The organism is Streptomyces antnestii, assembly GCF_004005495.1.
GTDB classification, from domain to species: domain Bacteria; phylum Actinomycetota; class Actinomycetes; order Streptomycetales; family Streptomycetaceae; genus Streptomyces; species Streptomyces antnestii.
In genome coordinates this window covers 211091-236468 of the sequence record NZ_RZYA01000009.1, presented here as the reverse complement: position 1 = coordinate 236468, position 25378 = coordinate 211091, and the positions used below count along the sequence as shown (strand labels likewise).

Here is a 25378-nt window from a genome sequence, read left to right as displayed (position 1 = left end):
CGCCACCCCCAGACACCACCTCCTGACGCCACCCCCCGACCTCGGCCCGATATCACGGAGGCAACGCCCTATGACAGCCCGAAGAGCCGCGCACGCCTGTGCCGTCGCCACCCTGCTGGTCGCCGCGTCGGCCGCGGCGACACCGCCCGTCTCGGCGGACGACGCCCCCGCCCTGCCCGTCGTCTCGCCCACCCCGCAGCACATGACGCGCGCCGGCGACGACGCCCCGCTTCCCGAGCACGCCGAACTCGTGGTCGGCGACGCCACCGACAAGCCGGCCCGCGACCTCGTCACCGCCACCCTGCGCGCCCACGGCGTCCGCGACATCGACGTACGCGCCAGCGCCTCCGGGCACGCGCCCCTGACCGTGCTCCTCGGCCCGGCCACCCGCGCCGACATCGCCGACGCCCTGCACGGCACCGACGTCCCCACCCAGGACGAGGGCTACGCCGTGCGCGTGGGCGAACACACCGTGGCGCTGGGCGGCACCGACGCGACCGGCCAGTTCTACGCGGCCCAGACCCTCAAGCAGCTCGTCAGGAAGGGGACGATCGCCGGGGCGTCCGTCTCCGACTTCCCCTCCATGCGCCTGCGCGGCTCCATCGAGGGCTTCTACGGCCCGCCCTGGACCGCGGCGGAACGCCTGGACCAGATGGACTTCCTCGGCCAGGTCAAGTCCAACACCTATGTGTACGCGCCGAAGGACGACCCGTACCACCGCGACAAGTGGCGCGAGCCCTACCCGGCGGACAAGCTCGCCCAGCTCGGCGAGCTCGTCGACCGGGCCCGCGCCAACCACGTCCGCTTCACCTTCGCGGTCTCGCCCGGCGGCTCGGTCTGCTACTCGGACCCGGCCGACGTGAAGGCCCTCACCGCGAAGCTCCAGGCGATGTACGACCTGGGCGTGCGCTCCTTCTCCGTCCCGCTCGACGACATCAGCTACACCAAGTGGAACTGCGCCGGCGACCAGACGAAGTTCGGCGCCCCGGGCCGCGGCCCCGCCGCCAAGGCGCAGGTCGGCCTGCTCAACACCATCCAGCACGACTTCATCGCCACCCACGACGGCGCCAACCCGCTCCAGATGGTGCCCACCGAGTACGGCGACCTCACCGACACCGCGTACAAGCAGGAGATCCGCGGGAACCTCGACAAGAACGTAGAGGTCATGTGGACCGGCACGGACGTCGTCCCGCCGGAGATCACCAACGACCAGGCGCAGAAGGCCTCCGAGCTGTTCGGCCGCAAGGTGTTCGTCTGGGACAACTACCCGGTCAACGACTTCGGGCGCACCTCGGGACGCCTCCTCCTCGCCCCGTACGACAAGCGCGAGCCCGGCCTGTCGGGGCACCTCAGCGGCATCGTCTCCAACCCGATGAACCAGGAGGCGGCCAGCAAGCTCGCCGTCTTCACCATGTCCGACTTCTCGTGGAACGACCGCGGCTACGACCGTGACCGCTCCGCCCGCCAGTCCGCGCTGCACCTGGCCGGCGGTGACCCGCGCGTCGCCGACGCCGTACAGACCTTCGTCGACCTCAACCACATGGCGCCCACCTTCGGCTCCACGCCGTGGCAGCCGCAGTCGCCGATCCTCAGTGCCGAACTCGACAAGTTCTGGAAGGCGTACGACAGCGACCCGAAGGCCGCTATCCGTACGTTCACGCCGACCGCCACCCGGATCGGGCGCGTCCCCGCCGTGCTCCGGGCCGGCGTGCCGGACCAGCTGTTCCTGCACGACGCCGGGCCCTGGCTCGACTCAACCGACCTGTGGGGCAAGGCACTTGGCCACGGGCTCGCCGCGCTGAAGGCGATCGACGCCCACGACACGGACACGGCGGCCACCGAGCGCGCCGCGATGGACAAGGCGGCCTACGCCGCCTCGCACATCACCATCGACCCGGCCGAGCACCACCAGCCGGGACCCGTGAAGATCGCCGACCCGTTCCTCGGCAACTTCGTCAGCAAGGTCCAGGACCTGCATGACGCCTCGATGGGCCTCAAGCCGCTGCGCCAGCTCGCCCTGAACAAGACCGCGACGCAGAGCTCGGACTACAACTGGAACGGCGGCTACCCGTTCAACGCGTCCAAGTCCGCCGACGGCGACCGCTTCAACTTCTCGACCACCAGCGGCAAGGAGGCCCAGCCCTGGTGGCAGGTCGACCTCGGTTCGGTCGCCGACCTGGAGCACATCGACGTCTACAACCGCACCGACTGCTGCGCCGACCGCACGAAGGACTACTACGTCCTGGTCTCCGACGAGCCTTTCACCGGCTCCCTCGCCGACCAGCTTTCCAAGCCCGGCGTCTGGGCCCACCACGAGACCGCGCAGGCCGGCGGCCCGACGGTGATCCCGGCGCAGGCGCACGGCCGCTATGTGCGGGTGTGGCTCGCGAACGACAAGCCGGTCGAGCTGAACATGGCGGAGGTGGAGGTGTACGGCAGGGCGCGGGCCTGACCCGCTACCGCGTCCACTCGTAGATCTCGCGCAGCAGCTCCGCCGGCAGGTGGGACTCGTCCCTGCGCACGGCGGTGCGCAGAAGCCGGATCACATGGTGGACGTGGCTGCTCGGCAGGTTCCCGATGCCGAGCAGCACGCGCCGGTACGCCAACTCCAGTTCCATGGGGTCGAGTTCGGTGCCGTCACTGAGCAGCAGATGCAGCAGGTCGTGCGCCAGCGACGTGGCTGGCTGCCCCTCCGAGGCCACGAATGTGGTCACGGAGGGGCCCAGCCATGCGAACACCGGGTCCATCACATGGCGCACGAGCGAGTCGTTCGTCCCGCCGGACACCTCCATCTTGTGCCAGATCTCGTCCCAGTAGGGCCGCGACCAGCCCGGCCCGCCGTGCCCCTGCGGGTAGCGGTAGAGCCAGTTCGCGTCGACCGGGTCCGGGGGCCTGAGCTCGCCCTCGCGCAGGGCGATGCCGAGCGTGCCCCGGCCGTCCGGTCCCCAGGAGCGGCGCAGGGAGAGCGACAGGGCGAAGTCCGTCCACTGCTCCTCGTTCAGCGCCGAGCGCCACAGCAGGGCGTGCCGGTGCCAGGCGCTGACCGGGTTCGCCGACCCCGGGAACAGCTCGCCGGCCGAGACGCCGCCCGTCAGCAACAGGATGACCAGGACGAGGTTGGCGCCGTAGAGACCGTGCCGCGAGGCGACCCGCAGGACCGTCGGCCGGTACGCCGGGTGCTGGTCGCCCGTGCGGGTCTCGTGCTGGTCGAGGACGCGCACGAGCAGCCGCCCGAGCCGGGCCCGCTCGGCCTCGGGCATCCGCGCCGTCATCGACTTCGCGAACCGCAGCATCTGACGGCCCGACAGCGGCGCGTACGACAGCAGCGCGTACGCCAGGTCGTCGTCCACGCGGGCGTCGCCGAGCGCGAGCGTGGGGCGGTCCCGGAGCAGGTCGGTCAGCACGTGAAGGGCGAGCCGCACCGCCAGGTACTCGCCGAACGTGGCGTGCAGGAACTCGTACGTCGCGAGGACCTGGCCGTCCCGCACGGACTGGGCGCGCTGCACGAAGAAGAACCGGCCGAGCGCCACCTCCGCCGCCCCCAGCGGGGTGCGGAAGCCGGACGCCCCGGCGGGGCCGCGGCCGAGGAGCGCCGTGAGGTCCTCGTCGAGTTCGGCCGCGGACACCCACTGGCGACGGCGGTTGAGCAGCGCGAACGCGACGAGGGAGAGGCGCTGCATCTCCAGTTCGGCCCGTTCGCGCATCTCGTCGTCGGGCACGGTGTCCCGGCTCGTCTTGCCGACCTCGCGGCGCGCGAACGAGAACAGCAGCTCCTCGTACAGGTCGGCCTCGTCGAGGGGTTCGCCGCCGTCGCGCTGCAGGCCGTTGCCCGCCACGTCGTACAGCGCCAGCATCGTCAGGAGCAGTGGCTGCGCGGCGAGCGCCGCGTGCCGGGACACCACCTCCCACGACAGCGGCCGTAGGCCCTGGGCCGCGAAACCGGCCGCGTTGGCGTCGTTCCACACCGCGAGCCAGCGCTGGATCTGCGCGGCCCTGAACGGTTCGAGGCGCAGCGCGACCATGCCCTGCGGGTAGCGCGCGCGGTCGGCGACGGACGTGCGGCTGGTCACGAGGGCGAGCAGCGGACGGCCCTGCTCCGCCTCGCGCTCCTGGAACCGGGCCACCCTGACCAGGAAGTCGTTGTGGTGCACCCCGGTCGTCTGGAGGAGTTCGTCGAATCCGTCGAGCAGCAGCACGGGGACCGCGCCGCCCGCCGCGCGGACCAGCTCGGGCCAGGTGACGCGCTCACCGGTCGCGGCCCGCACCGCGTTCTCGATCTGCTCCTGGAGATCGTCCTCGGCGCGCACGTCGCGCAGCGGCACCCGCACCGGCAGGAACCCGGCCGCCGGCAGCCGCGCGGCGAGCACCCGGGTGAGGACGGACTTGCCCGCGCCCGGCTGCCCGAGCACGAGGAGCGGCGTCCGTGTCTGCGCGGACGACGTCAGGGCACCGGCGAGATAGCGCGTCAGGTCCTCGCGCACCGGAGTGCGCTCCCACCACGACTCGTCGGCGGGCCCGTGCTGCCCGGCGACGGCCCGCACCCGGAAGTCCGGGTCCAGATACATCTCCTCCAGGGCGGGCACGCGGATGCCCTCGGGCGCCGACTCCGCGTCGAGGACCGGGCGCGAGAGCGCGGCCCGGTGGGAGAGGGCGAGGGCCGCCGCCACGTCGACCGGTGGCCGCGCGGTGGCGGCCGAAGCGGCCAGCAGGGCCTCGATGCCCGCGAGGGCGCGCTGCACCCCGTCCCGTGTCGCACGGTGCTCGTTCTGCGCCACCCAGAAGCCGAACTCCGGTGCCTGCTGGGCGAGTTGGGCGTAAAGGGTGTCGTAGTGGGCGGCCGCTGCCGCCGGCAGGCCATGCGTCAGCGTCCGCTGTACGGCGTCCCACTCGGCCGGGGTGAGCCGGTCCCGGACCGCGAGTCCCGCCACGAACCGCTCGAAGCGCCGGGACAGCGCCGCGTACCAGTCGAGGAGCTGCCCGGCCACCGCCTCCGGCGGGAGGTGCGGCGCGGGGAGCGGCGCGTCCACGGCGGCGAGCGCCTGCGCGAACCCGGCGTCCCGCTCTCCCGTTCCTCCCACCGCTCCTGCCCCTCCCGCCCCGACCAGGGCCAGCTGGTCGTCGCGGGTGAGCCGCACCTCGTCCAGGGAGAACGGAAGATCCAGCTCCGCGAGCGCCTCGAACCAGCCGAGCACGACGACGACCGTGTGCGCCGCCCGCAGCAGCTCGCCCCGTTCGGCCCGCCCGCCCGCGGCCCCGAGCCGCCGCCCGACCCCGCGCACCGCGTCACGGCCGAGCCCCAGGATCCGCCCGCGCGCGTCCGCGATCCGCAGCACCCCGTCGCTCACACCGCCCGTCGCCACCGCGAGCGCGCCGCCGAGGGCCCGGTCGAGCGCCGCCAGACGCGGCGGATCCGCGCCCAGCAGCACCAGCGCGTCGGACAACGACAACAGTCTGCGCGAACCCACCCGAACCCCCCCGCGGAACGTGTACGGACGCGGTCACTCTGCCAGGGCCTGCGGGAACGGTCCATCGACCACGGTGACGACCACGGTGCGTGAGCCGGCCGACACCCCGTGCGCGCCGCTCGCCCGGATGGCTTAACGTGTGGCCGTGGACAGTCAGGGCAAGCGTGCGGTTCGGCTGCGCCTGACCGGGGCTGCCGTGCTGGCCGCACTGTCGGGTGCGGCGGGCTCGTGGGCGTATCTGCGGGCCGGCGGCTCGGCCGGTGACGTCGTGCGCGACCTCGCCGTGGGCTGGGCGTACGCGGCCGCCGGCATCGTGGCCTGGCGGCGCAGACCCGCCAACCGCACCGGCCCGCTGATGATCGCCGAGGGCGTCACCTGGTTCTTCGGGAACCTCCAGGGCACCTCCGTCCCCGCACTCTTCGCGTTCGGCGCCTGGTGGGAGGCGCTGAACATGGCGATCCTCCTGCACCTCATCCTGTCGTTCCCCGAGGGCCGCCTCACGACGGTCCTCACCCGCCGCCTCGTGCAGTTCGCGTACGGGCTCGTCGCGGCCGGCGGGCTGCTGCGCACGCTCGTGTTCGACCCGGCGAAGGCCACCGGCGCGACCTACCTCGACTGCTCGGGCTGCGGGCCCAACGCCCTGTACATCCCCGGCACCCACGACCTCTTCGGCGCCGTCGACACCGTCTACCACGCGCTCGGCTGGATCGTCTCCGCCGTCGCCGCCGTGGCGATCGTGCAGCGCTGGCGGCACGCCTCCGCCGCACGCCGGCAGGCCCTCCTCCCGGCCTGGATCGGCATCGGCGTGGCCCTCGTGTTCCTGATGTGGGACATGCTCTTCTACGTCGTGCCGGACTTCGGCGAGGTCGGCGACACCGGCGAGCAGGCCGTCTACCTGCTGTCCGACCTCGCGCAGGTCGCCGTGCCGTTCGCGTTCCTCGCCGGCCTCCTTCGCATGCACCTCCAGCGCGCCGAGGTCAGCGGCCTCGTCATCGAGGTCGGCACGGACCCGGACCCGGCCCGCCTCCGGGAGGCCCTGGCCCGCGTCCTCGGCGACCCGACGCTGCGCCTCGGCCTGTGGCGCGAGGAACGCGGCGCCTACGTCGACGGGTCCGGGCGCGAGGTGACGGCCGACGGCTCCGGCCGTACCCCCGTCGGTGCGGCGGACGGCCGCCCGCTCGCCCTGCTCCACCACGATCCCGCGCTCATGGACGACCCGGAACTCCTCGCGTCCGTCGCCGCCGCCCTGCGCCTCGCCCTGGAGAACGTGTGGCTGCGCTCGCGCGCCCGCGACGTGAGCTCGCGCATCGTGCAGGCCGCCGACTCCGAGCGCAAACGCCTGGAACGCGATCTGCACGACGGCGCCCAGGCCCGCCTCGTCTTCGCGCTCATGGCCGTGCGGCGCGTCGAGCGCGGTCTCGCCGACCACCCCGACGCCGCCCTGCGCGCGTCCGTGACCGAGGCGGAGTCCAGCCTCCGGCTTGCCATCGAGGAGCTGCGCGGTCTCGCTCACGGCCTGCACCCGGCGGTCCTCACCCGCGAAGGCCTCGGCCCCGCCCTGACCGCGCTGGCCAGGGAGGCGACCCTGCCCGTCGTCGTCGCGGCCGAACCCCGGCGCTACGACGCGGTCGTCGAGTCCACCGCCTACTTCACGGTCTGCGAGGCCCTGTCCAACGCGGCCAAGCACGCCGGGGCCCGCGCCGTCAGCGTCTCGGCCACGCACCAGGACGGACGCCTCGTCGTGGAGACCGTGGACGACGGCGTCGGGGGAGCGGACAGCAGGCGCGGCAGCGGTCTGCGCGGCCTCGCCGACCGGGTCGCCGCCGTCGACGGAGTGTTGCACGTACACAGTCCCGCGGGTGGCGGGACCAGAATCAGGGCGGAGCTTCCGTGCGGGTGATCGTGGCCGAGGACTCGGCACTGCTGCGGCAGGGGATCGTACGACTGCTGTCCGACGAGGGCTTCGAAGTGCTGGCGGAGTGCTCCGACACGGGACCGCTGCCGGCGCTCGTCGCCGCGCACCGGCCCGACGCGGTGCTCCTCGACATCCGCATGCCGCCCACGCACACCGACGAGGGGCTCGTCGCCGCCGCCCGGATCCGCGCGGCCCACCCCGGCACGGGCGTGCTGCTGCTGTCCCAGTACGTCGAGACGACCGACACCGTGCGGGCGCTCGCGGAGCATCCCGAGGGGTTCGGCTATCTGCTCAAGGAGCGCGTCGCCGATGTCGACGAACTCTGCGGGGCCCTCAAGCGCGTCGCGTCCGGCGAGACGGTCCTCGACCCGCTCGTCGTGGCCAGGCTCATCGACACCCCGCGCGCCCCGGGCCCCCTCGACGACCTCACGGGCCGCGAACGCGACGTGCTGGCCCTGATGGCCGAGGGCCACTCCAACGAGGCGATAGCCCAGCGGCTCGTGATCGGCGGCAAGACGGTGGAGACACACGTCCGGAACATCTTCGGCAAGCTGCGCCTGGAGCAGGATCTGCTCGGCCACCGCCGCGTGCGCGCCGTGCTCACGTATCTGCACGCCTGACGCCGCATGTCCGCCTCTTGGGGCGGGGAAAAGGTCCCGGCTGACCGCTCCGAAGGCGACGTCGTTCCCCCGATTGCCCCCGTGGCTCCCCCGTACGTCGACTGCGGAGCGGTGCCGGTGCCCTCAACATTAGGGACCGCGCGCTCCCGGTACATCAGGGCCAGCCCTGAGATCCGGAGTAGTTGCTACCGGAACGGCCTCCGGGCGGCGGCGCCTTCAGCGGGGAGCGCAGCGCCCCACGACCGCCCCCGCCCGGTCGATACACAGCACATCGACCTGGACGGGTGCGCCGCGCAGCACGCGGAGCGCCTCGTCACGGGCGGTGGCGGCCACCAGATCACCGAGCGCGGGCCACAACTGGAGCGCCGCGAGGCCCGTGTTGGCGTCCGCCACCGCGGCCGAGATCTCCGCGCCCGCGCCCCCCTGCCCGGCGAGCCCGGCCAGGAACGCCTTGTCGACCTGGGAGCGCGCCGAGTGCAGGTCCAGATGCCCGGCCGCGAGCTTCGACAGCTTGGCGAACCCGCCGCATATCGTGAGCCGTTCGACGGGATGGCGGCGCACGTACTTGAGGACGGCGCCCGCGAAGTCCCCCATGTCGAGGAGCGCGTCCTCGGGAAGCCCGTACTCGGAGACGACCGTCTTCTCGGACGTCGACCCCGTGCAGCCCGCCACATGCGTACGCCCGGCGGCCCGCGCCACGTCCACCCCGCGCCGGATCGAGTCGATCCACGCCGAGCACGAGTACGGCACCACGATGCCCGTCGTCCCCAGGATGGACAGCCCGCCGAGGATCCCGAGCCGCGGATTCCAGGTCGAGCGGGCGATCTCCTCGCCGTGGTCGACGGAGAGCGTGATCTCGACGTCACCGGTCCCGCCGTGCCGCCGGGCGACGGCCGCGACATGGTCCCGCATCATCTGCCGCGGCACGGGGTTGACCGCGGGTTCCCCGACGGCGAGGGGAAGCCCCGGCCGGGTCACCGTGCCGACGCCCGGGCCCGCCCTGAACACGACGCCGGCCCCGGCGGGCAGCAGCCGCACCGTGGCCCGCACCAGCGCGCCGTGCGTGACATCCGGATCGTCGCCGGCGTCCTTCACGATCCCCGCCATGGCGTGGGCACCGGTCAACTCCTCGGCGGCCAGCGCGAACGCGGGCGTCTGTCCCTTCGGCAGCGTGATCGTCACCGGGTCGGGGAAGTCGCCGGTCAGAAGCGCGGTGTACGCGGCCGTGGCCGCGCCCGTCGCGCAGGCGCCGGTCGTCCAGCCGGGGCGCAGACCGGTGTGCTTGAGTTGGGCGCCGCGCCCACCCTTGGCCCCGCTCACGTCACTCCCGCTCACATCACTCCCGCTCACGTCACCCATGAAGGGATCCGACCTCCGTGCACGTACTGATACTCGGCGGCACGACCGAGGCCCGCCGCCTCGCGCAGGCCCTTCGCGACGCACACCCCGAGTGGCGCGTGACGACCTCGCTGGCCGGCCGGGTCGCCCGCCCGCTGCTGCCCGCGGGCGAGGTGCGCACCGGCGGATTCGGGGGAGCCGACGGCCTGGCCCGCGCGCTGCGCGAGCTCCAGGTGGACGCGCTCATCGACGCCACCCATCCTTTCGCCGGGACGATCAGTTTCCACGCGGCGCGGGCCGCCGCCACGGCCCATGTTCCCCTGCTGGCCCTGCGCCGCCCCGGCTGGGTCCCCGCTCCGGGCGACGACTGGCACGGGGTCGCTTCGCTGGAGGCGGCGGCGGAGCGGCTGCCGGCGCTGGGCCGCCGCGCGTTCCTGACGGTCGGCCGTCTCGGCCTGCCGGCCTTCGCGGGCGTCGACGACGTGTTCTTCCTCGTCCGCTCCGTCGACGCCCCGGACCCGCCACTGCCGCCCCGCTCGGAAATCCTGCTCGCCCGCGGCCCGTTCACGGTGGAGGGCGAACGGGCGCTGCTGCGGGAGCACCGGATCGACGTGCTGGTGACGAAGGACGCCGGGGGAGAGGCGACGGCGGCGAAACTGGTCGCTGCGCGGGAGGCGGGAATCCCGATCCTGGTCGTACGACGGCCTGCGGCGCCGGAGGGGGTGGCCGGGGTGGGGTCGGTGGGGGAGGTGGTGGAGTGGGTGCGGGGGGTTGGGGGGTGACTTTTCGTCCCCGAACCCGCCCCTTCCCGAAAGTCCTGGGGGCTGCGCCCCCAGACCCCCGCGATCGCCCTTCGGGCTCGTCCTCAAACGCCGGACGGGCTGAAATCAGCCCGTCCGGCGTTTGAGGACCGGGGTCTGGGGCGGAGCCCCAGTTTCGGGAAGGGGCGGGGTGGGGGAACTACTCCACCTCACAAGCCACGGCATTGACCGCCGCCGCAGCCATCGCACTACCCCCCCGACGCCCCCGCACCACCAAAAACTCCAGCCCCAACTCCCCCGCATGCTCGGCGAGCGCATCCTTCGACTCGACCGCCCCCACGAACCCCACCGGAACCCCGATCACGGCGGCGGGCCGCGGCGCGCCCTCCCGCACCAGCTCCAGAAGCCGGAACAACGCAGTGGGCGCATTGCCCACAGCGACGACCGCCCCACCCATCCGCTCCCGCCACAGTTCCAGCGCCGCAGCGGAGCGCGTCGTGCCGAGCTGCCGCGCCAGCTCCCCCACCGACGGGTCGGACAGCGTGCACACGACCTCGTTGTCCGCGGGCAGCCGCTTCCTGGTGATGCCGCTGGCCACCATGGACACGTCGCACAGAACGGGCGCGCCACCGCGCAGCGCCTCGCGGGCGCGGACCGCGACGTCCGGCGAGTACGCGAGGTCACCGGCCAGGTCGACCATCCCGCACGCGTGGATCATGCGGACCGCGACCTGTGCCACCTCCGGCGGCAGCCCGCCGAGATCGGCCTCGGCGCGGATCGTGGCGAAGGACCGGCGGTAGATCTCCGCCCCGGACTTCTCGTACTCGAACGCAGTGCTCACGGCGGGGAGCCTATCCAGCGGCGCCCACTTCACAGGGTGCGGGGCCCGGGTCTATAGTCCAAAACTAGCAGTGCTAATTAACGTAGAGCTCATGACCTCAGCCCCAGGAGCCGCACGTGCGTCCCGTCCACTTCGCCGCCGCCCGCCGCACCCCGATCGGAAAACTGCGCGGATCCCTGTCCTCCGTACGCCCGGACGACCTCGCGGCCGCCGTCATCCGCGGGCTGCTCGACGGCGTCCCGGCGCTCGACCCGGCCCGGATCGACGACGTCTACTGGGGCGCCGCGAACCAGGCCGGCGAGGACAACCGCAACATCGCCCGCATGGCCGCCCTGCTCGCGGGCCTGCCCGAGTCCGTGCCCGGCGCGACCGTTAACCGGCTGTGCGCCTCCGGGCTCGAAGCCGTCACCACCGCCGCCCGCACCATCGCCTCCGGCGAGGCCGACGTCGTCCTCGCGGGCGGCTCCGAGTCCATGAGCCGCGCCCCCTTCGTGCTCCAGCGCCCCGACGAGGCGCTCCCGCACAGGATGGACACGTACGACACGCGCCTCGGCTGGCGCCTGGTCAACCCGAAGATGAAGGAGCTGCACGGCGTCCTCGCGATGGGGGAGACGGCCGAGGAGGTCGCCGACCGCTACGGCGTCTCGCGCGAACGCCAGGACGCCTTCGCGCTGCGCAGCCACCGAAGCGCCGCCGAGGCCCGCAAGAACGGCATGTTCGAGGCGGAGATCCTCCCCGTCACACGCCCCGACGGCGTCGTCGTCGACCAGGACGAGTGCATCCGCCCCGACACCTCCCTGGAGAAGCTGGGCACGCTCAAGCCGGTATTCCGCAAGGGCGGCACCGTCACCGCGGGCAACGCCTCGCCCATGAACGACGGCGCCGCGGGCCTGCTCCTGGTCAGCGAGGAGGCCCTGCACGACCTCGGCCTCGAATCCCTCGGCCGGTACGTCGCGGGCGCCTCCGCCGGCGTACACCCCGACGTCATGGGCATCGGCCCGGTGCCCGCCACGCAGAAGGCGCTCACCCGCGTCGGCTGGACCGTCGAAGACCTTCAAGAGGCCGAGTTCAACGAGGCGTTCGCCGCCCAGGCCCTCGCCTGCGTCGACGCGCTCGGCATCGACCCGGAGCTGGTCAACCCGACCGGCGGCGCCATCGCGCTCGGCCACCCCCTCGGCTGCTCCGGCGCCCGCATCCTCACCACCCTGCTCCACCGCATGCGCCGCACCGGCGGCTCCCGCGGCCTCGCCACCATGTGCGTCGGCGTCGGCCAGGGCTCCGCCGTCCTCGTCGAGCGCGCCTGAACTCCCGTACCGGTCAAGGAATCCCTGAGCCGTACCTGGTCCGGAGCCGCACCAGAAGTCAGTACGAACGGAGCACCACCCTCATGGCAACGCTGTCCCTCGCCGCGATCCTCGCCGAGTCCGCCCGCCGCCGCCCGGACAAGACCGGGCTCGTCGAAGGCGAACTGCGCATCACCTTCAAGGAGTTGTGGCTCCAGGCCCGCAAGCAGGCCGCCGCACTCGTCGGACTCGGCGTGCGGCCGGGGGACAAGGTGGCGCTGATGGCGCCCAACACGGCCGAGTTCCCGCGCGCGTACTACGCGGCGCTCGCCGCTGGCGCCGTCGTCGTCCCCGTCCACCTCCTCCTGTCCGCCGGGGAGGTCGAGCACGTCCTGCGCGACAGCGGCGCGACCCTGCTCCTGTGCCACCCCGGCCAGGCGAAGACCGGCGCCGCCGCGGCCGAGGCCACCGGCGTACGCATGCTGACCCTCGGGGAGGGCGGCGACCTGGAGCGGCTCACACACGAGGCCGAGCCGCTGCCCACGTATCTGACCCGCGACGCGGACGACCCGGCCGTCGTCTTCTACACCAGCGGCACCACGGGCGTCCCCAAGGGCGCCGTGCTCAGCCACTTCAACCTGGTGATGAACGCGACGGTCAGCGCCTTCGACGGCCACGACGTACGCTCCGACGACATCGCGCTCGGCGCGCTGCCGCTGTTCCACGCCTTCGGGCAGACGGTCTCCATGAACGCGACCTGGCGCGCGGGCGCCACGCTCGTCCTGCTCCCGCGCTTCGACGCGGCGAAGGCCATCGACCTGATGGTCGCCGAGGGCGTGAACACCTTCCACGGCGTGCCCACGATGTACGTGAACCTGGTGGCCGCCGCCGCGGCGGCCGGGAAGCTGCCCACCCTCAAGGTCTGCGTCTCGGGAGGCGCCTCCCTGCCCGTGGCCGTCCTGGAGCGGTTCCAGGACGCGTTCGGCGCGACGGTCTTCGAGGGCTACGGGCTCTCCGAGACGTCCCCAGCCGCCGCCACCAACCAGCCGGTCTTCGGGGCGCGGCCCGGCACCGTCGGGCACCCGATGTGGGGCGTCGACGTGGAGATCGCCCGAGCCGAGGTCGAGGACCGCGTGGAGCTGCTGCCCGAGGGCGAGCTCGGCGAGCTCGTCGTGCGCGGCCACTGCGTCTTCAGCGGGTATCTGGGGCGCCCGGAGGCCACGGCCGAGGCCCTCGTCGACGGCTGGTTCCGCACCGGTGACCTCGGCACCAAGGACGAGGACGGCTATCTGCGGATCGTCGACCGCAAGAAGGACATCATCATCCGCGGCGGCTACAACGTGTACCCGCGCGAGGTCGAGGAGGTCCTGATGCGCCACCCCGATGTCGCCCAGGTCGCCGTGATCGGCCTGCCCGACCCCGTGCACGGCGAGGAGGTCTGCGCCGTGATCATCCGCGGGCCGGGCGCGACGGCCGACGCCGAAGCGGTCACCGAGTGGTCCAAGGAGCACCTGGGCCGCCACAAGTACCCGCGCCGCGTCGAGTTCGCCGACGAACTGCCGCTCGGCCCCAGCATGAAGGTCCTCAAGCGCGAGCTGCGCACCCAGTACCAGTAAACGGACTGATCCCTCCACACCTCCGCACGCCGCCGTACGGCCCGGCGCCGGCCCCTTTCTCGAGGAGTCGGCGCCGGGCCCATTGACATGCCCGGCAAGCCCGCCGTAACTTGCGTGCAACATCGCACTAACGCGCGTTATTAAAGCGCGTAACCAAGGAGTCGAAGTGGCCGCCAACGCCCCCCGCCGCGTGACCATGAGCGACGTGGCACGCCACGCGGGCGTATCGCGCACCACCGTCTCCTTCGTGCTGAACGACCGCCCCGGCGCCGCCATCCCCGACGAGACCCGTCACCGGATCCTGGCGTCCATCGAGGAGCTCGGCTACCGCCCGAACGCGGGCGCCCGCGCCCTCGCCGCCAAGCGCAGCGAGTGGTACGGCCTGATCACCGAGATCGTCACCGCGCCCTTCGCCGTCGACGTCATCAAGGGCGCCCAGGACCGCGCCTGGCTCGACCGCAAGTTCCTGCTCATCGCCGCCAGCGAGGGCGAGGCGGCCCAGGAGGCGGCCGCCCTCGACAAGCTCCTCGAACAGCGCGTCGAGGGCCTGCTGTACGCCACCACCTGGCACCGGGCCGTCACGCTCCCCAAGGCCGCCCGCGAGGTGCCCACCGTGCTCGTCAACTGCTACGACGCGGACGGGGAACTGCCCTCCGTCGTGCCGGACGAGGTGACCGGCGGCCACCGCGCCGCCGCCCACCTCGTGGCGGCCGGACACGAACGCATCGGCTTCATCAACCTCGACCCCGGGATCCCGGCCGCCGTGGGCCGCCGCGAAGGCTACGAGCGCGCGCTGCGCGAGGCCGGGATCACCTTCGACGAAGGCCTCGTGGTGTCCGGCCACGCGACCGCCGACGGCGGCTACACCGCCGCATGTGAACTCCTCGACCGCGCCGACCGCCCCACGGCCCTGTTCTGCGGCAACGACCGCATGGCCATGGGCGCCTACGACGCGATCAAGGAAAGGGGCCTGCGCATCCCGCAGGACGTGGCCGTGGTCGGCTACGACAACCAGGAGCTCATCGCCGCGTACCTGCGGCCCAAGCTCACCACCCTCGCGCTTCCCTTCGAGGCGATGGGGGCCAAGGGCGTCGACATGCTCGCCGCTCTCGCAGCGGGACAGCCGCTCGACACCACTCAGGTGACGGTCGACTGCCCGCTGCTCGAACGCTCGTCGGTCTGACCGCGAATCAGCTCCGACGGATCTCCGTCCATCTCCACCAGACCCGTCTCATCAGGTGTGTCGAAGAGAGAAAGAGTCCCCATTATGACATCGTCCCGATCCGCGCGGCGGTCGCTGACCGCCGCGGTGGCGGTGGCGGCCGCGGCGGCCCTGCTGCTGACCGGCTGCAGCGGCAACGGCGCGGCCGGAGCCGCAGGCGACACCTCCCGCGACCAGCTCCTGACCGTTCCGCGCGAGGACATGGGCACCTTCACGCGGAACTTCAACCCGTTCTCGCCGAAGGTCGGCCCGATGACCAAGGAGGCGATCTACGAGCCGCTGATGGTCCACAGCCCGGCCGACGGCAAGGACACGCCCTGGCTCGCCACCAAGTGGGAGCAGGCGAAGGACGGCCGCTCGATCACCTTCACGCTGCGCGACGGCGTCAAGTGGTCCGACGGCAAGCCGCTCACCGCCGCCGACGTCGTGTACACCTTCGGCCTCCAGAAGAAGCTGCTCGGCGGCTTCGACTACCTGGACAAGGTCACCGCTCCCGACGCGCACACGGTCACGTTCGCCTTCAACAAGCCGTTCTCGCCGTCCGTCTACGAGATAGCGGGACACTTCATCCTGCCCGAGCACATCTGGGCGAAGATCAAGGACCCGGCGAAGTTCACCAACCCGGACCCCGTCGGCACGGGCCCGTACACGAAGGTCGAGAAGTTCGAGAGCCAGTCGTTCGAGCTGCGCAAGAACCCCTCGTACTGGCAGCCCGAGAAGCAGCACATCGCAGGGCTCCGGCTGCTCGCCTTCTCCGGCAACGACAGCGCCAACCTCGCCTTCACCAACGGTGAGGTCGACTGGACGCAGTCGTTCGTCCCGGACATCGAGAAGTCCTTCGTCGCCAAGGACAAGAAGCACAACCACTACTGGTTCCCGGCCACCGGGGCGATGATCAACTGGCAGCTGAACACGACGAAGGCGCCCTTCGACGACCCGGCCGTCCGCAAGGCGCTCAGCATGGCCGTCGACCGCGACAAGATCACCAAGGTCGCGATGAACGGCTACGCGAACCCGGCCGACTGCACCGGACTCGCCGGCACCTACGACAGCTGGCGCGACGCCTCCGTCGTCAACTCCCCGTCCTGCGACTGGACGAAGCACGACGTCAAGGCCGCCGCCAAGGCCCTCGACGCGGCCGGCTACAAGGAGAAGGGCGGCAAGCGCACGCTGAAGAACGGCAAGCCGTTCACCCTCGACATCTCCGTCGGCTCGGCGTCCTCCGACTGGATCTCGGTCGCGAACATCATCAAGCAGAACCTCGCCGAGGTCGGCATCACCGCGAACGTCAAGTCCCCCGACTGGGCAGCGGTGCAGACCACGTACGACATGGGCACCTTCGACTCCGGCATCGTGTGGAGCGGCAACGGCGCGACGCCGTACGAGTTCTACCGGGGCGTCATGTCCACCAAGGTGGTCCAGCCGGTGAACAAGAAGGCCACCGAGAACTACCACCGCTTCGGCGACAAGAAGGCCGACCAGCTCATCGACGCGTTCGCGGCGGCGACGGACGAGAAGACGCAGCACGCGAAGGCCGACGGCCTGCAGAAGCTGTTCGCCGAGGACGCGCCGGTCGTGCCGCTGTTCACCGGCCCCGAGTGGGGCGCGTACACCGACACCCGCTTCACGGGCTGGCCGACGGCCCAGAACCCGTACGCGACCCTGTCGAACCGCTCGGTGAGCACGGTCCTGATCCTGACGACGCTGAAGCCGGTACGGGGCTGAGGTAAGCGCCCCTCCAGGGGCGCGGGACTGTATCGATCTGCGGCTCCGCCGCGTGGGCGCGACCAGCCACAACGGACCCGCAGACAACCACCTGCGCCCCCACCCCCCTCCTCCATAAACCCACCTCACAGGGAGCGCCACCATGCGCCTCGTCCTGCGAAACCTGGGCTTCTATCTGCTCGCCTTCTGGGCCTCCCTCACCCTGAACTTCCTGCTGCCCCGCTTCATGCCGGGCGACCCGGTCTCCCGGATGTTCGCGCAGGCCCAGGGTTCGATGAGGCCCGACCAGATAGCCCAGCTGCAGAAACTCTTCGGCCTCGACCACCGCCCCCTCTGGGAGCAGTACCTCGGCTACGTCAAAAGCGTCTTCACCGGCGACCTCGGCATCTCCATCTCCCGTTTCCCGACACCCGTCTCGGACGTCATCGGCTCCCAGATCGGCTGGACGCTGCTCCTCGGGATCACCGCGCTGATCACCGCGGCCGTCCTCGGCAACCTGCTCGGCATCGTCGCCGCCTGGCGCCGCGGCGGGTTCCTCGACTCCGCGTTCCCGCCCCTGCTCGTCTTCGTCGGCTCCTTCCCCTACTTCTGGCTGGCGATGGGCGCCCTGTACCTGTTCGGCGTCACCCTCGGCTGGTTCCCGCTGCGGCACGCCTACGACGTCGGCCTCACCCCCGGCCTCAACGGCGAGTTCCTGTCGAACGTCGTCTCGCACCTCTTCCTGCCGGCGCTGACGATCGTCCTCGTGTCGGTCGGCGGCTGGATGCTCGGCATGCGCAACTCGATGATCGCCACGAACGCCGAGGACTACATCACGATGGCCGAGGCGAAGGGCCTCAGCCCCTCGCGGATCATGTTCCGGTACGCGGCCCGCAACGCGATGCTCCCGTCCGTCACCAACTTCGGCATGGCACTCGGCTTCATGGTCGGCGGCGCCCTCCTCACCGAGGTCGTGTTCGCCTACCCCGGCATCGGCTACCAGCTCCTCAACGCCGTACAGGGCCTCGACTACCCGCTGATGCAGGGCATCTTCCTCACCATCACCGCGGCCGTCCTCCTGGCGAACTTCATCGTCGACCTCGTCCACGTCCGCCTCGACCCGCGCGTCCGCGTCCGCTGAAGGGGCATGTCATGACCGTCACCGACGCGGCCGTACGCCCGCTCGCCCCGCCCGCCGGGAAGAAGCGCTCCGGCAGGCCGGGGCTCGGACGCCGGCTTCTGCGGAACAAGAAGGCGCTGTCCGGAGCCGTCCTGCTGGCCGTGTTCGCGGCGCTCGCACTCCTCGCGCCCGTCCTCGAACCCGGCGACCCGTCCCTCATCAACTCCACCGGCGGCGCGGCCCCTTCGGGCGCGCACTGGCTCGGCACCACCGCCAAGGGCCAGGACGTCCTCGCCCTCACCCTGTGGGGCGCCCGCAGCTCACTCCTCGTCGGCGCCACCGTCGGCCTCGCGGCCACCGCCGTCGCCCTCCTCATCGGCCTCGCGTCCGCGTACTTCGGCCGGATCGTCGACGACGTGCTGTCCCTCGTCACCAACATCTTCCTGCTGATCCCGGGACTTCCCCTGCTCGTCATCCTCGCCGCGTTCCTGCCGCCGGGGACGACCACGGTCGTCGTCGTCCTCGTCATCACCGGCTGGGCGGGTTCCGCGCGCGTCCTGCGCGCCCAGGCCAAGTCGATCCGCGGCAAGGACTTCGTCGCCGCGTCCGTCGTCACCGGCGAGCGGCCGCTGCGCATCATGTTCCGGGAGATCCTGCCCAACATGGCGTCCGTCGTGATGACGACGCTGCTCGGCTGCGTGATCTTCGGGATCGGCGCCCAGGCGGGCCTGGAGTTCCTCGGACTCGGCGACGCGAGCGTCGTCAGCTGGGGCACCAACCTGTACTGGGCGGGCAACGACGGCGCCCTGATGACCGGCGCCTGGTGGGCGTTCGTGCCGTCCGGCCTGTGCATCGCGCTCGTCGCGTTCGCCCTCGCGATGGTCAACTACGCGGTCGACGAGATCACCAACCCGCGCCTGCGGGACCGCCGTTCACGCAAGCACAAGGAGGCGTGAGCCATGGAACCCGTACTGGATGTACGTCATCTGCGCGTCGAATACCGCGGTGACGGCCGCAGCGTCGTCGGCGCCGACGACGTGTCCTTCTCCGTCGGACCCGGCGAGATCTTCGGGCTCGCGGGCGAGTCGGGCTGCGGCAAGTCGACCATCGCCAACGCCGTGATGCGGCTACTCAAGCCGCCGGCCGAGATCACCGCCGGAAGCGTCCGCTTCCAGGGCCGTGACGTCCTCGCCATGGGCGCCAAGGAGCTGCGCTCCTTCCGCTGGCGCGAGATCGCCATGGTCTTCCAGTCCGCGATGAACTCGCTCAACCCGGTCCTCACCATCGGTGAGCAGCTCGGCGACATCTTCACCACGCACGAGAAGCTGAAGAGACGCGCGGCACGCGAACGCGCGGGTGCGCTACTGGAGTTGGTCGGGATCGACCCCGGCCGCCTCAAGGCGTACCCGCACCAGCTGTCCGGCGGCATGCGCCAGCGCGTCGTCATCGCCATGGCCGTCGCCCTCGAGCCGCGCATGCTCATCATGGACGAGCCGACCACGGCCCTCGACGTCGTCGTCCAGCAGGAGATCATGGCGCAGATCCGCGACCTCCAGCGCGACCTGGGCTTCTCCGTCCTGTTCATCACGCACGACATGTCCCTCATGGTCGAGCTGTCCGACCGCATGGGCGTCATGTACGGCGGCCGGCTCGTCGAACTCGCCCCCGCGCGCGAGCTGTTCGCCCAGCCCCTGCACCCCTACACCGAGGCCCTGATGAACGCCTTCCCGCCGCTGACGGGACCGCGCGCCGAACTCACCGGCCTCTTCGACGCACCCCGCACCGCCGACAGCTGCGGCTTCCATGTGCGCTGTCCCGCCGACCGCGCCGACTGCTCCGCGAACATCCCCGACCTGCGCGAGGTGGCCCCCGGCCGCTGGGCAGCCCTGACAGGAGGCGGCGCCCGATGAGCGAGCCAGTTCACCTCGACGAGTCGGTTCACGGCGACAAGCCACTCCTCCAAGTGCGCGGCCTCACCAAGGAGTTCCAGGTCGGCAGCGTCTTCTCGCGGCGGCGCGTACGTGCCGTCGGCGCCGTCGACTTCGACCTTCCCAAGGGGCGCATCACCGCCCTCGTCGGCGAGTCCGGCAGCGGCAAGTCCACCATCGCCCGCTGTCTGATCCGTCTCGAACAGCCCACCGCGGGCAGCGTCCTCCTCGACGGCGAGGACATCCTGCGCACCGAGCGGCGCCGCGCCTCACGCGCGTACCGCCGCAAGGTCCAGATGGTCTTCCAGGACCCCTTCGGCTCGCTCAACCCCGTGCACCGCATCGAGCACTTCCTCACCCGCGCCCTCGTCCTGCACGGCCGACCCGCGACCCGCGAGACGCTGCGCGAGCTGATGGAGACCGTCGGCCTCACCGAGGACATGCTCGACTCCTACCCGCACGAACTCTCCGGCGGCCAGCGCCAGCGCGTCGCCATCGCCCGCGCCCTCGCCGTCGAACCCGAGCTGATCCTCGCCGACGAACCCACGTCCATGCTCGACGTGTCCGTCCGCGTCGGCATACTCAACCTGATGCGCAGGCTGCGCGACGAACGCGGCATCTCCATGCTGTACATCACCCACGATCTGGGCTCGGCGCGCTACCTCGCCGACACCACCCTCGTGATGTTCGCCGGTGAACTCGTCGAGGGCGGCGACTCGCTGGCCGTCATGGACGCACCCGCCCACCCCTACACCAGACTGCTGCTCTCCGCCGTCCCCGACCCCGAGCGGGCGGGCGGCTACGACCCCGTGGAACGCGCACGCCTGCGCGAAGCGGTCCTCCACCCCACCGACTGCCCCTACGACGACGGCAGTTGCAGCGCCGAAACCCCCGTACGCCACGTCGTCGGCGAGGACGCCGGGCAGCCGCACTGGGTGCGCTGCCACCTGTACGCGCCCGCCCCCGACATCGCCCACCGTGTCCTGAAGACTGCGGACACGCCGGATCCGGAAGCCGAGAACACCCCCGTATGACCCACGACCTCACCGCCCTCCCGACGCCGACCGCCGCCGAGGGCCTGGCCGAGCGCGCCCACCGCGACCCGCACCGGCCCCGCTTCCACTTCACCTCGCCCGGCGGCTGGCTCAACGACCCGAACGGCCTCACCCACTGGAACGGCGTCTACCACCTCTTCTACCAGTACAACCCGCTCGCCCCGGCCCACCACCGCATCCACTGGGGCCACGCCACCAGCCAGGACCTCGTCACCTGGACCGACGAGCCCGTCGCCCTCGTGCCCGGCACCGAAGGGCCCGACCGCGACGGCTGCTGGTCCGGCGTCCTCGTCGACGACGGGGGAGTGCCCACCCTCGTCTACTCCGGCCGCCACGGCGACCGCGAACTCCCGTGCGTGGCAACGGGATCCGCCGACCTTCGCCACTGGACGAAGGACCCCGCCAACCCCGTCATCGCCGCCCCGCCCGCCGGCGCCGACATCACCGCGTTCCGCGACCACTGCGTATGGCGTGAGGGAGCGGTCTGGCGCCAGCTGATCGGCTCGGGCATCCGCGGCACCGGCGGCACCGCCTTGCTCTACGAGTCCCCCGACCTGCGCACCTGGCGCTACGTCGGCCCGCTCCTCACCGGCGACGCGGCCGGCGGCGGCCCCGACGACCTCGACTGGACGGGCACGATGTGGGAGTGCGTCGACCTGTTCCGCGTCGGCGCGAGCGACGTGCTCGTCTTCTCCGCCTGGGACGAGGGCACCACCCACCACCCCCTCTACTGGACCGGCCGCTACGAGGGCGACACGTTCACACCCGAGGCCCTGCACCGGCTCGACTACGGCCGGCGCTACTTCTACGTGCCCCAGTCCACGCTCGACGCCCACGGCCGGCGCGTCATGTTCGGCTGGCTCCAGGAAGGCAGGGACGACGAGGCCACGGCGGTGGCGGGCTGGTCGGGCGTGATGTCCGTGGCCCGCGTCCTGACCGAGGCGCCCGACGGATCCCTCGCGCAGGCGCCCGTGCCCGAGCTCGCCGGCCTGCGCCGCGACCACGTCGCGCTCGGCTCGCCGACCCTCACCGACGGCACGTACGCCCGCCTCGACGCGGTCAGCGGCGACCAGCTCGACCTGGAGGCCGACCTGCGGCTCGCCCCGGGCGCCACCGCACGCCTCGTCGTCCGTGAAACCCCGGACGGCGCCGAGCGGACGGTCGTCGAGCTGACCCGGGACGCGGCCGACCCCGCACGCGGCACGCTGCGCCTGCGCCGCGAGCGCAGCAGCCTCGACCCGGACGTCGACACCGAACCCCGTTACGGCGAGCTGCCGTTCGGGCCCGACGGAGGCGTCGCCCTGCGCGTCCTCGTCGACCACTCGGCGCTGGAGATCTTCGCGAACGGCCGGGCGCTCACGGCCCGCGTGTACCCGTCCCGCCCGACGGAGGCGGTCGGCGTCGGCATCGGCGCGACGGGAGCCGTCACGGTCGACCGCTTCGACGCGTGGCGCATGGAATCCATTTCCGAGGGCCCACGCCCGCTCTGGCCCTGAGGAGACATCACCTCGCTGGGCAGGAGGGGCGCCGTCCCGGCAGGCGGCGCCCCTGACGCGGCCCGATACGTGGGTCTAGCATCTGTTCCCGTATGTACTCCATAACCCTCTGGGAATTCGCCGCCCTCGCCGCCGCCGCCGTGCTCGTCGGATTCTCGAAGACGGCCGTCAGCGGAGCCAACACGGTCAGCCTCGCCATCTTCGCGGCCGTCCTGCCGGCCCGGGAGTCCACCGGCGTCCTGCTGCCGGTCCTCATCGCGGGCGACGTCCTCGCCGTGCTGACCTACCGCAGACACGCCCACTGGCCCACCCTGTGGCGCCTGTTCCCGGCCGTCGCCGCGGGAGTGGTCCTCGGCACCGTCTTCATGATGTGGGCCGACGACGCAGCCGTCCGCACGTCGATCGGGGCGATCCTGCTCCTGATGGCCGCCGTCACGGTGTGGCGCAGACGCCGGCTCGACGCGCCGGAGGTCGAGGAGACGGCGAGCCGCGCCGGTCGCGTGAAGGCCCGCTCCTACGGGGTGCTCGGCGGCTTCACCACCATGGTCGCCAACGCCGGCGGCCCCGTCATGTCGATGTACCTGCTGTCCGCGGGCTTCCGGAAACTCGGCTTCCTGGGCACGTCCGCGTGGTTCTTCCTCATCGTCAACTCGGCCAAGGTCCCCTTCAGCGCGGGCCTCGGCCTGATCAACGGGCGCTCGCTGCTCCTCGACGCCGCGCTCGTCCTGTTCGTCGTGCCCGGCGCGTTCATCGGCAAGGTCTGCGTGCACCGCATCGACCAGCGGCTGTTCGAGCGGCTCGTGATCGCGGCGACCGTCGTGGGCGGCGCACAGCTCCTGCTGCGCTGAGGCGCGCTCACGACGTGGTCAGGATGCGCTCACGACGTGGTCAGGACGTGGCCAGGACCTTGTTCCGGTGGCCGGCCGGCATGCCGTGCTCCAGATCCTCGACGAGCAGCTTCTTCGCGATCGCGTCCACCGCGGCCCGCAGGTCCTCGCCCGCGGGCCTGCCGAGGTCGGCCTCGACCCGGCCGCTCAGCCAGACGCCCCAGGCGTGACCGATCGCGTCCGCCTCGCGGCGGCCCGCCGCCGTGTGCGAGAAGTAGGACCCGGTACGGGACAGATAGCCCTCCTCGACCATGCGGTCGAAGACCGGCAGCAGCACCTCCGCGGGCATCCGGCGGCTCCCCGCGATCAGGCCGAGGCTCGCGTGCCCGACCATCCGCGTGAAGAAGTCGACCTGCATCACGGCCCACGCGCCCGCGATGTCGAGCCGCGTGTCCGACTCCTCCAGGATGCGGCGGGCGGTGTCCATGTCGGTCGACTTCACGATGTTGCCGACGGCCCGTTCAAGGAGCACCGTGTCACCGCCCTGCGGCGACGCGAACCCCTCGCCCATGTCGGAGGATCCCATCCGCGCACTGTCGCGCAGCTCCACCTGCTTCAGGAAGAGCGCCACGACGAAGCCGAGCAGCGCGACCGGGACCGTCCAGAGGAACACCGTGTGCAGCGTGTCGGCGTACGCCTGCACGAGCGGCTCACGCGCGGGCGCGGGCAGCCGGTGCAGCCCCTCCGGGCTCTGCGCGGCCTTCACGATGACGGCCGGCCGCGCCACCCCGGTCCGCGCCGCCGCGGCGACCCCGTCGGCGAGGTTCGTCTTGAGCGTGTTGGCGTAGATCGTCCCGAACACGGCGGTGCCGAAGGAGCTGCCGAGCGTACGGAAGAAGGTCACGCCCGAGGTGGCCGTGCCCAGGTCCGCGTACTCGACGGTGTTCTGCACGGCGATCGTCAGGACCTGCATGCACAGGCCGATCCCGGCGCCGAGCACGAACATGTAGAGCGACGCGAGCCAGGTGCTGGTCGAGCTGTCCATCAGGGAGAGCAGATACAGGCCGAGCGCCATGATCAGGGCGCCCACGATCGGGAAGAGCCGGTACTGACCGGTCTTGCTGACGACGTTGCCGCTGAACACGGACGCGATCAGCAGACCGATCACCATCGGCAGGGTGCGGACCCCGGAGATCGTGGCCGAGTCGCCGTCCACGTACTGGAGATACGTCGGCAGGAACGTCAACGCGCCGAGCATCGCGAAGCCGACGATGAAGCTGAGCACGGAGCACACCGCGAACACGGGGTTGCGGAACAGGCGCATCGGCAGCATCGGTTGCGCGGCCCGGGTCTCCACCCAGCAGAACCCGGCGAGCGCGACGAGGCCGCCCGCGAACAGGCCGATGATGGTGCCGGAACCCCACGCGTACTCGTTGCCGCCCCAGCTCGTCGCCAGGATGAGCGCGCTCGCCCCGACCGCGACGAGCGCGATGCCGAGATAGTCGATGACGGGCCGGACCGCCGACTTCACCACGGGGATCGTGCGGGCCGCGGCGATCACCACGACGATCGCGATCGGTACGTTGACGTAGAACGCCCAGCGCCAGGTCAGGTGGTCCGTGAAGAAGCCGCCGAGGAGCGGGCCGATGACGGTGGCGACCCCGAAGACCGCGCCGATGGCGCCCTGGTACTTGCCGCGCTCCCGCAGGGGGATGACGTCGGCGATCAGCGCCATCGCCGTCACCATCAGGCCGCCCGCGCCGACCCCCTGCACCGCGCGCCAGGCGATGAGCATCGACATGTTCGTGGCGAGTCCGCACAGGAACGACCCCGTGATGAAGACGATCGCCGAGACCTGGAAGACCACCTTGCGCCCGAACAGGTCACCGAACTTGCCGACCAGCACCGTGGCGACGGTCTCCGCGAGGAGATAGGCCGTCACCACCCACGACATGTGCGCGGCGCCGCCGAGGTCCGAGACGATCGTGGGCAGAGCCGTGCCGACGATGGTCTGGTCGAGGGCGGCCAGCAGCATGCCCAGCATGATCGTCACGAAGACGACGTTGCGGCGGCGCCGGTCGAGCACGGGGGGCTGCGCCGCGGGCAGCACGGGTTCTGTTGTGGTCGTCACTCGGACAGCGTCACATCGCGAACGGGGGTGCGCATGCGGGGCGGTATGGATGGGTG

At 71.8% G+C, this 25378-nt stretch carries 18 protein-coding genes; 14 read left to right on the top strand and 4 right to left on the bottom strand.

From position 1 onward, the window contains the following. Nucleotides 1–70 precede the first annotated feature (70 nt). The gene (locus EOT10_RS20800; RefSeq protein WP_127829758.1) at nt 71–2452 is read left to right on the top strand and encodes a beta-N-acetylglucosaminidase domain-containing protein; all 2382 of its coding nucleotides are present in this window, start codon (nt 71–73) and stop codon (nt 2450–2452) included. Between the two features lie 4 nt (nt 2453–2456). On the opposite strand, the gene EOT10_RS20795 is transcribed toward EOT10_RS20800, so the two are convergent. Beyond that, complete coding sequence (locus EOT10_RS20795; RefSeq protein WP_127829757.1) at nt 2457–5441, bottom strand: NACHT domain-containing protein; 2985 nt, start codon at nt 5439–5441, stop codon at nt 2457–2459. 169 nt (nt 5442–5610) lie between these two features. On the opposite strand from EOT10_RS20795, the gene EOT10_RS20790 reads away from it, so the two are divergent. Then, nucleotides 5611–7365, top strand: a complete 1755-nt coding sequence (locus EOT10_RS20790; protein WP_127829756.1) for a sensor histidine kinase — start codon at nt 5611–5613, stop codon at nt 7363–7365. Further along, nucleotides 7362–8000 carry a LuxR C-terminal-related transcriptional regulator gene (locus EOT10_RS20785; RefSeq protein WP_127829831.1) on the top strand — a complete coding sequence of 213 codons (639 nt, stop codon included), beginning with the start codon at nt 7362–7364 and terminating at the stop codon, nt 7998–8000. The genes EOT10_RS20790 and EOT10_RS20785 overlap by 4 nt, the downstream gene beginning before the upstream one ends. A gap of 216 nt (nt 8001–8216) precedes the next feature. Here the strand turns inward: EOT10_RS20785 and EOT10_RS20780 are convergent, their stop codons facing one another. Continuing rightward, the gene (locus EOT10_RS20780) at nt 8217–9359 is read right to left on the bottom strand and encodes a cobalt-precorrin-5B (C(1))-methyltransferase (RefSeq protein ID WP_127829755.1); all 1143 of its coding nucleotides are present in this window, start codon (nt 9357–9359) and stop codon (nt 8217–8219) included. 17 nt (nt 9360–9376) lie between these two features. Between EOT10_RS20780 and EOT10_RS20775 the strand changes: the two genes are divergently transcribed. Continuing rightward, nucleotides 9377–10120 carry a cobalt-precorrin-6A reductase gene (locus tag EOT10_RS20775; RefSeq protein ID WP_127829754.1) on the top strand — a complete coding sequence of 248 codons (744 nt, stop codon included), beginning with the start codon at nt 9377–9379 and terminating at the stop codon, nt 10118–10120. Nucleotides 10121–10298: 178 nt separating this feature from the next. Here the strand turns inward: EOT10_RS20775 and EOT10_RS20770 are convergent, their stop codons facing one another. After that, nucleotides 10299–10940 carry a precorrin-8X methylmutase gene (locus EOT10_RS20770; RefSeq protein ID WP_127829753.1) on the bottom strand — a complete coding sequence of 214 codons (642 nt, stop codon included), beginning with the start codon at nt 10938–10940 and terminating at the stop codon, nt 10299–10301. A gap of 116 nt (nt 10941–11056) precedes the next feature. Between EOT10_RS20770 and EOT10_RS20765 the strand changes: the two genes are divergently transcribed. The 10 genes from EOT10_RS20765 to EOT10_RS20720 all read left to right on the top strand — a co-directional run bounded on the left by EOT10_RS20765 (nt 11057) and on the right by EOT10_RS20720 (nt 23212). After that, nucleotides 11057–12244, top strand: a complete 1188-nt coding sequence (locus EOT10_RS20765) for a thiolase family protein (protein ID WP_127829752.1) — start codon at nt 11057–11059, stop codon at nt 12242–12244. Between the two features lie 83 nt (nt 12245–12327). Then, nucleotides 12328–13839 (top strand): long-chain-fatty-acid--CoA ligase, encoded by a 1512-nt coding sequence (locus tag EOT10_RS20760; RefSeq protein ID WP_127829751.1) that lies wholly within the window; start codon nt 12328–12330, stop codon nt 13837–13839. Between the two features lie 166 nt (nt 13840–14005). After that, nucleotides 14006–15022 carry a LacI family DNA-binding transcriptional regulator gene (locus EOT10_RS20755; RefSeq protein WP_223281114.1) on the top strand — a complete coding sequence of 339 codons (1017 nt, stop codon included), beginning with the start codon at nt 14006–14008 and terminating at the stop codon, nt 15020–15022. Between the two features lie 84 nt (nt 15023–15106). After that, a complete protein-coding gene (locus EOT10_RS20750) occupies nt 15107–16786 on the top strand; it encodes an ABC transporter substrate-binding protein (protein ID WP_127829750.1) in 1680 nt (559 codons plus the stop codon). 142 nt (nt 16787–16928) lie between these two features. Further along, nucleotides 16929–17906 (top strand): ABC transporter permease, encoded by a 978-nt coding sequence (locus tag EOT10_RS20745; RefSeq protein ID WP_127829749.1) that lies wholly within the window; start codon nt 16929–16931, stop codon nt 17904–17906. Nucleotides 17907–17917: 11 nt separating this feature from the next. Next, nucleotides 17918–18841 (top strand): ABC transporter permease, encoded by a 924-nt coding sequence (locus EOT10_RS20740; protein WP_127829748.1) that lies wholly within the window; start codon nt 17918–17920, stop codon nt 18839–18841. Nucleotides 18842–18844: 3 nt separating this feature from the next. Next, nucleotides 18845–19795 carry an ABC transporter ATP-binding protein gene (locus EOT10_RS20735; RefSeq protein WP_127829747.1) on the top strand — a complete coding sequence of 317 codons (951 nt, stop codon included), beginning with the start codon at nt 18845–18847 and terminating at the stop codon, nt 19793–19795. Beyond that, nucleotides 19792–20847: an ABC transporter ATP-binding protein gene (locus tag EOT10_RS20730; RefSeq protein ID WP_127829746.1), complete on the top strand. Its 1056-nt coding sequence runs from the start codon at nt 19792–19794 to the stop codon at nt 20845–20847. Before EOT10_RS20735 ends, EOT10_RS20730 begins: the two co-directional genes overlap by 4 nt. Further along, a complete protein-coding gene (locus EOT10_RS20725) occupies nt 20844–22364 on the top strand; it encodes a glycoside hydrolase family 32 protein (RefSeq protein WP_127829745.1) in 1521 nt (506 codons plus the stop codon). Before EOT10_RS20730 ends, EOT10_RS20725 begins: the two co-directional genes overlap by 4 nt. Nucleotides 22365–22456: 92 nt before the next feature. Continuing rightward, nucleotides 22457–23212: a sulfite exporter TauE/SafE family protein gene (locus EOT10_RS20720; RefSeq protein WP_127829744.1), complete on the top strand. Its 756-nt coding sequence runs from the start codon at nt 22457–22459 to the stop codon at nt 23210–23212. Between the two features lie 40 nt (nt 23213–23252). Here EOT10_RS20720 and EOT10_RS20715 read toward each other — a convergent pair whose 3' ends face one another. Next, nucleotides 23253–25322, bottom strand: a complete 2070-nt coding sequence (locus EOT10_RS20715) for an MDR family MFS transporter (RefSeq protein WP_431313307.1) — start codon at nt 25320–25322, stop codon at nt 23253–23255. Between the last annotated feature and the right edge of the window lie 56 nt (nt 25323–25378).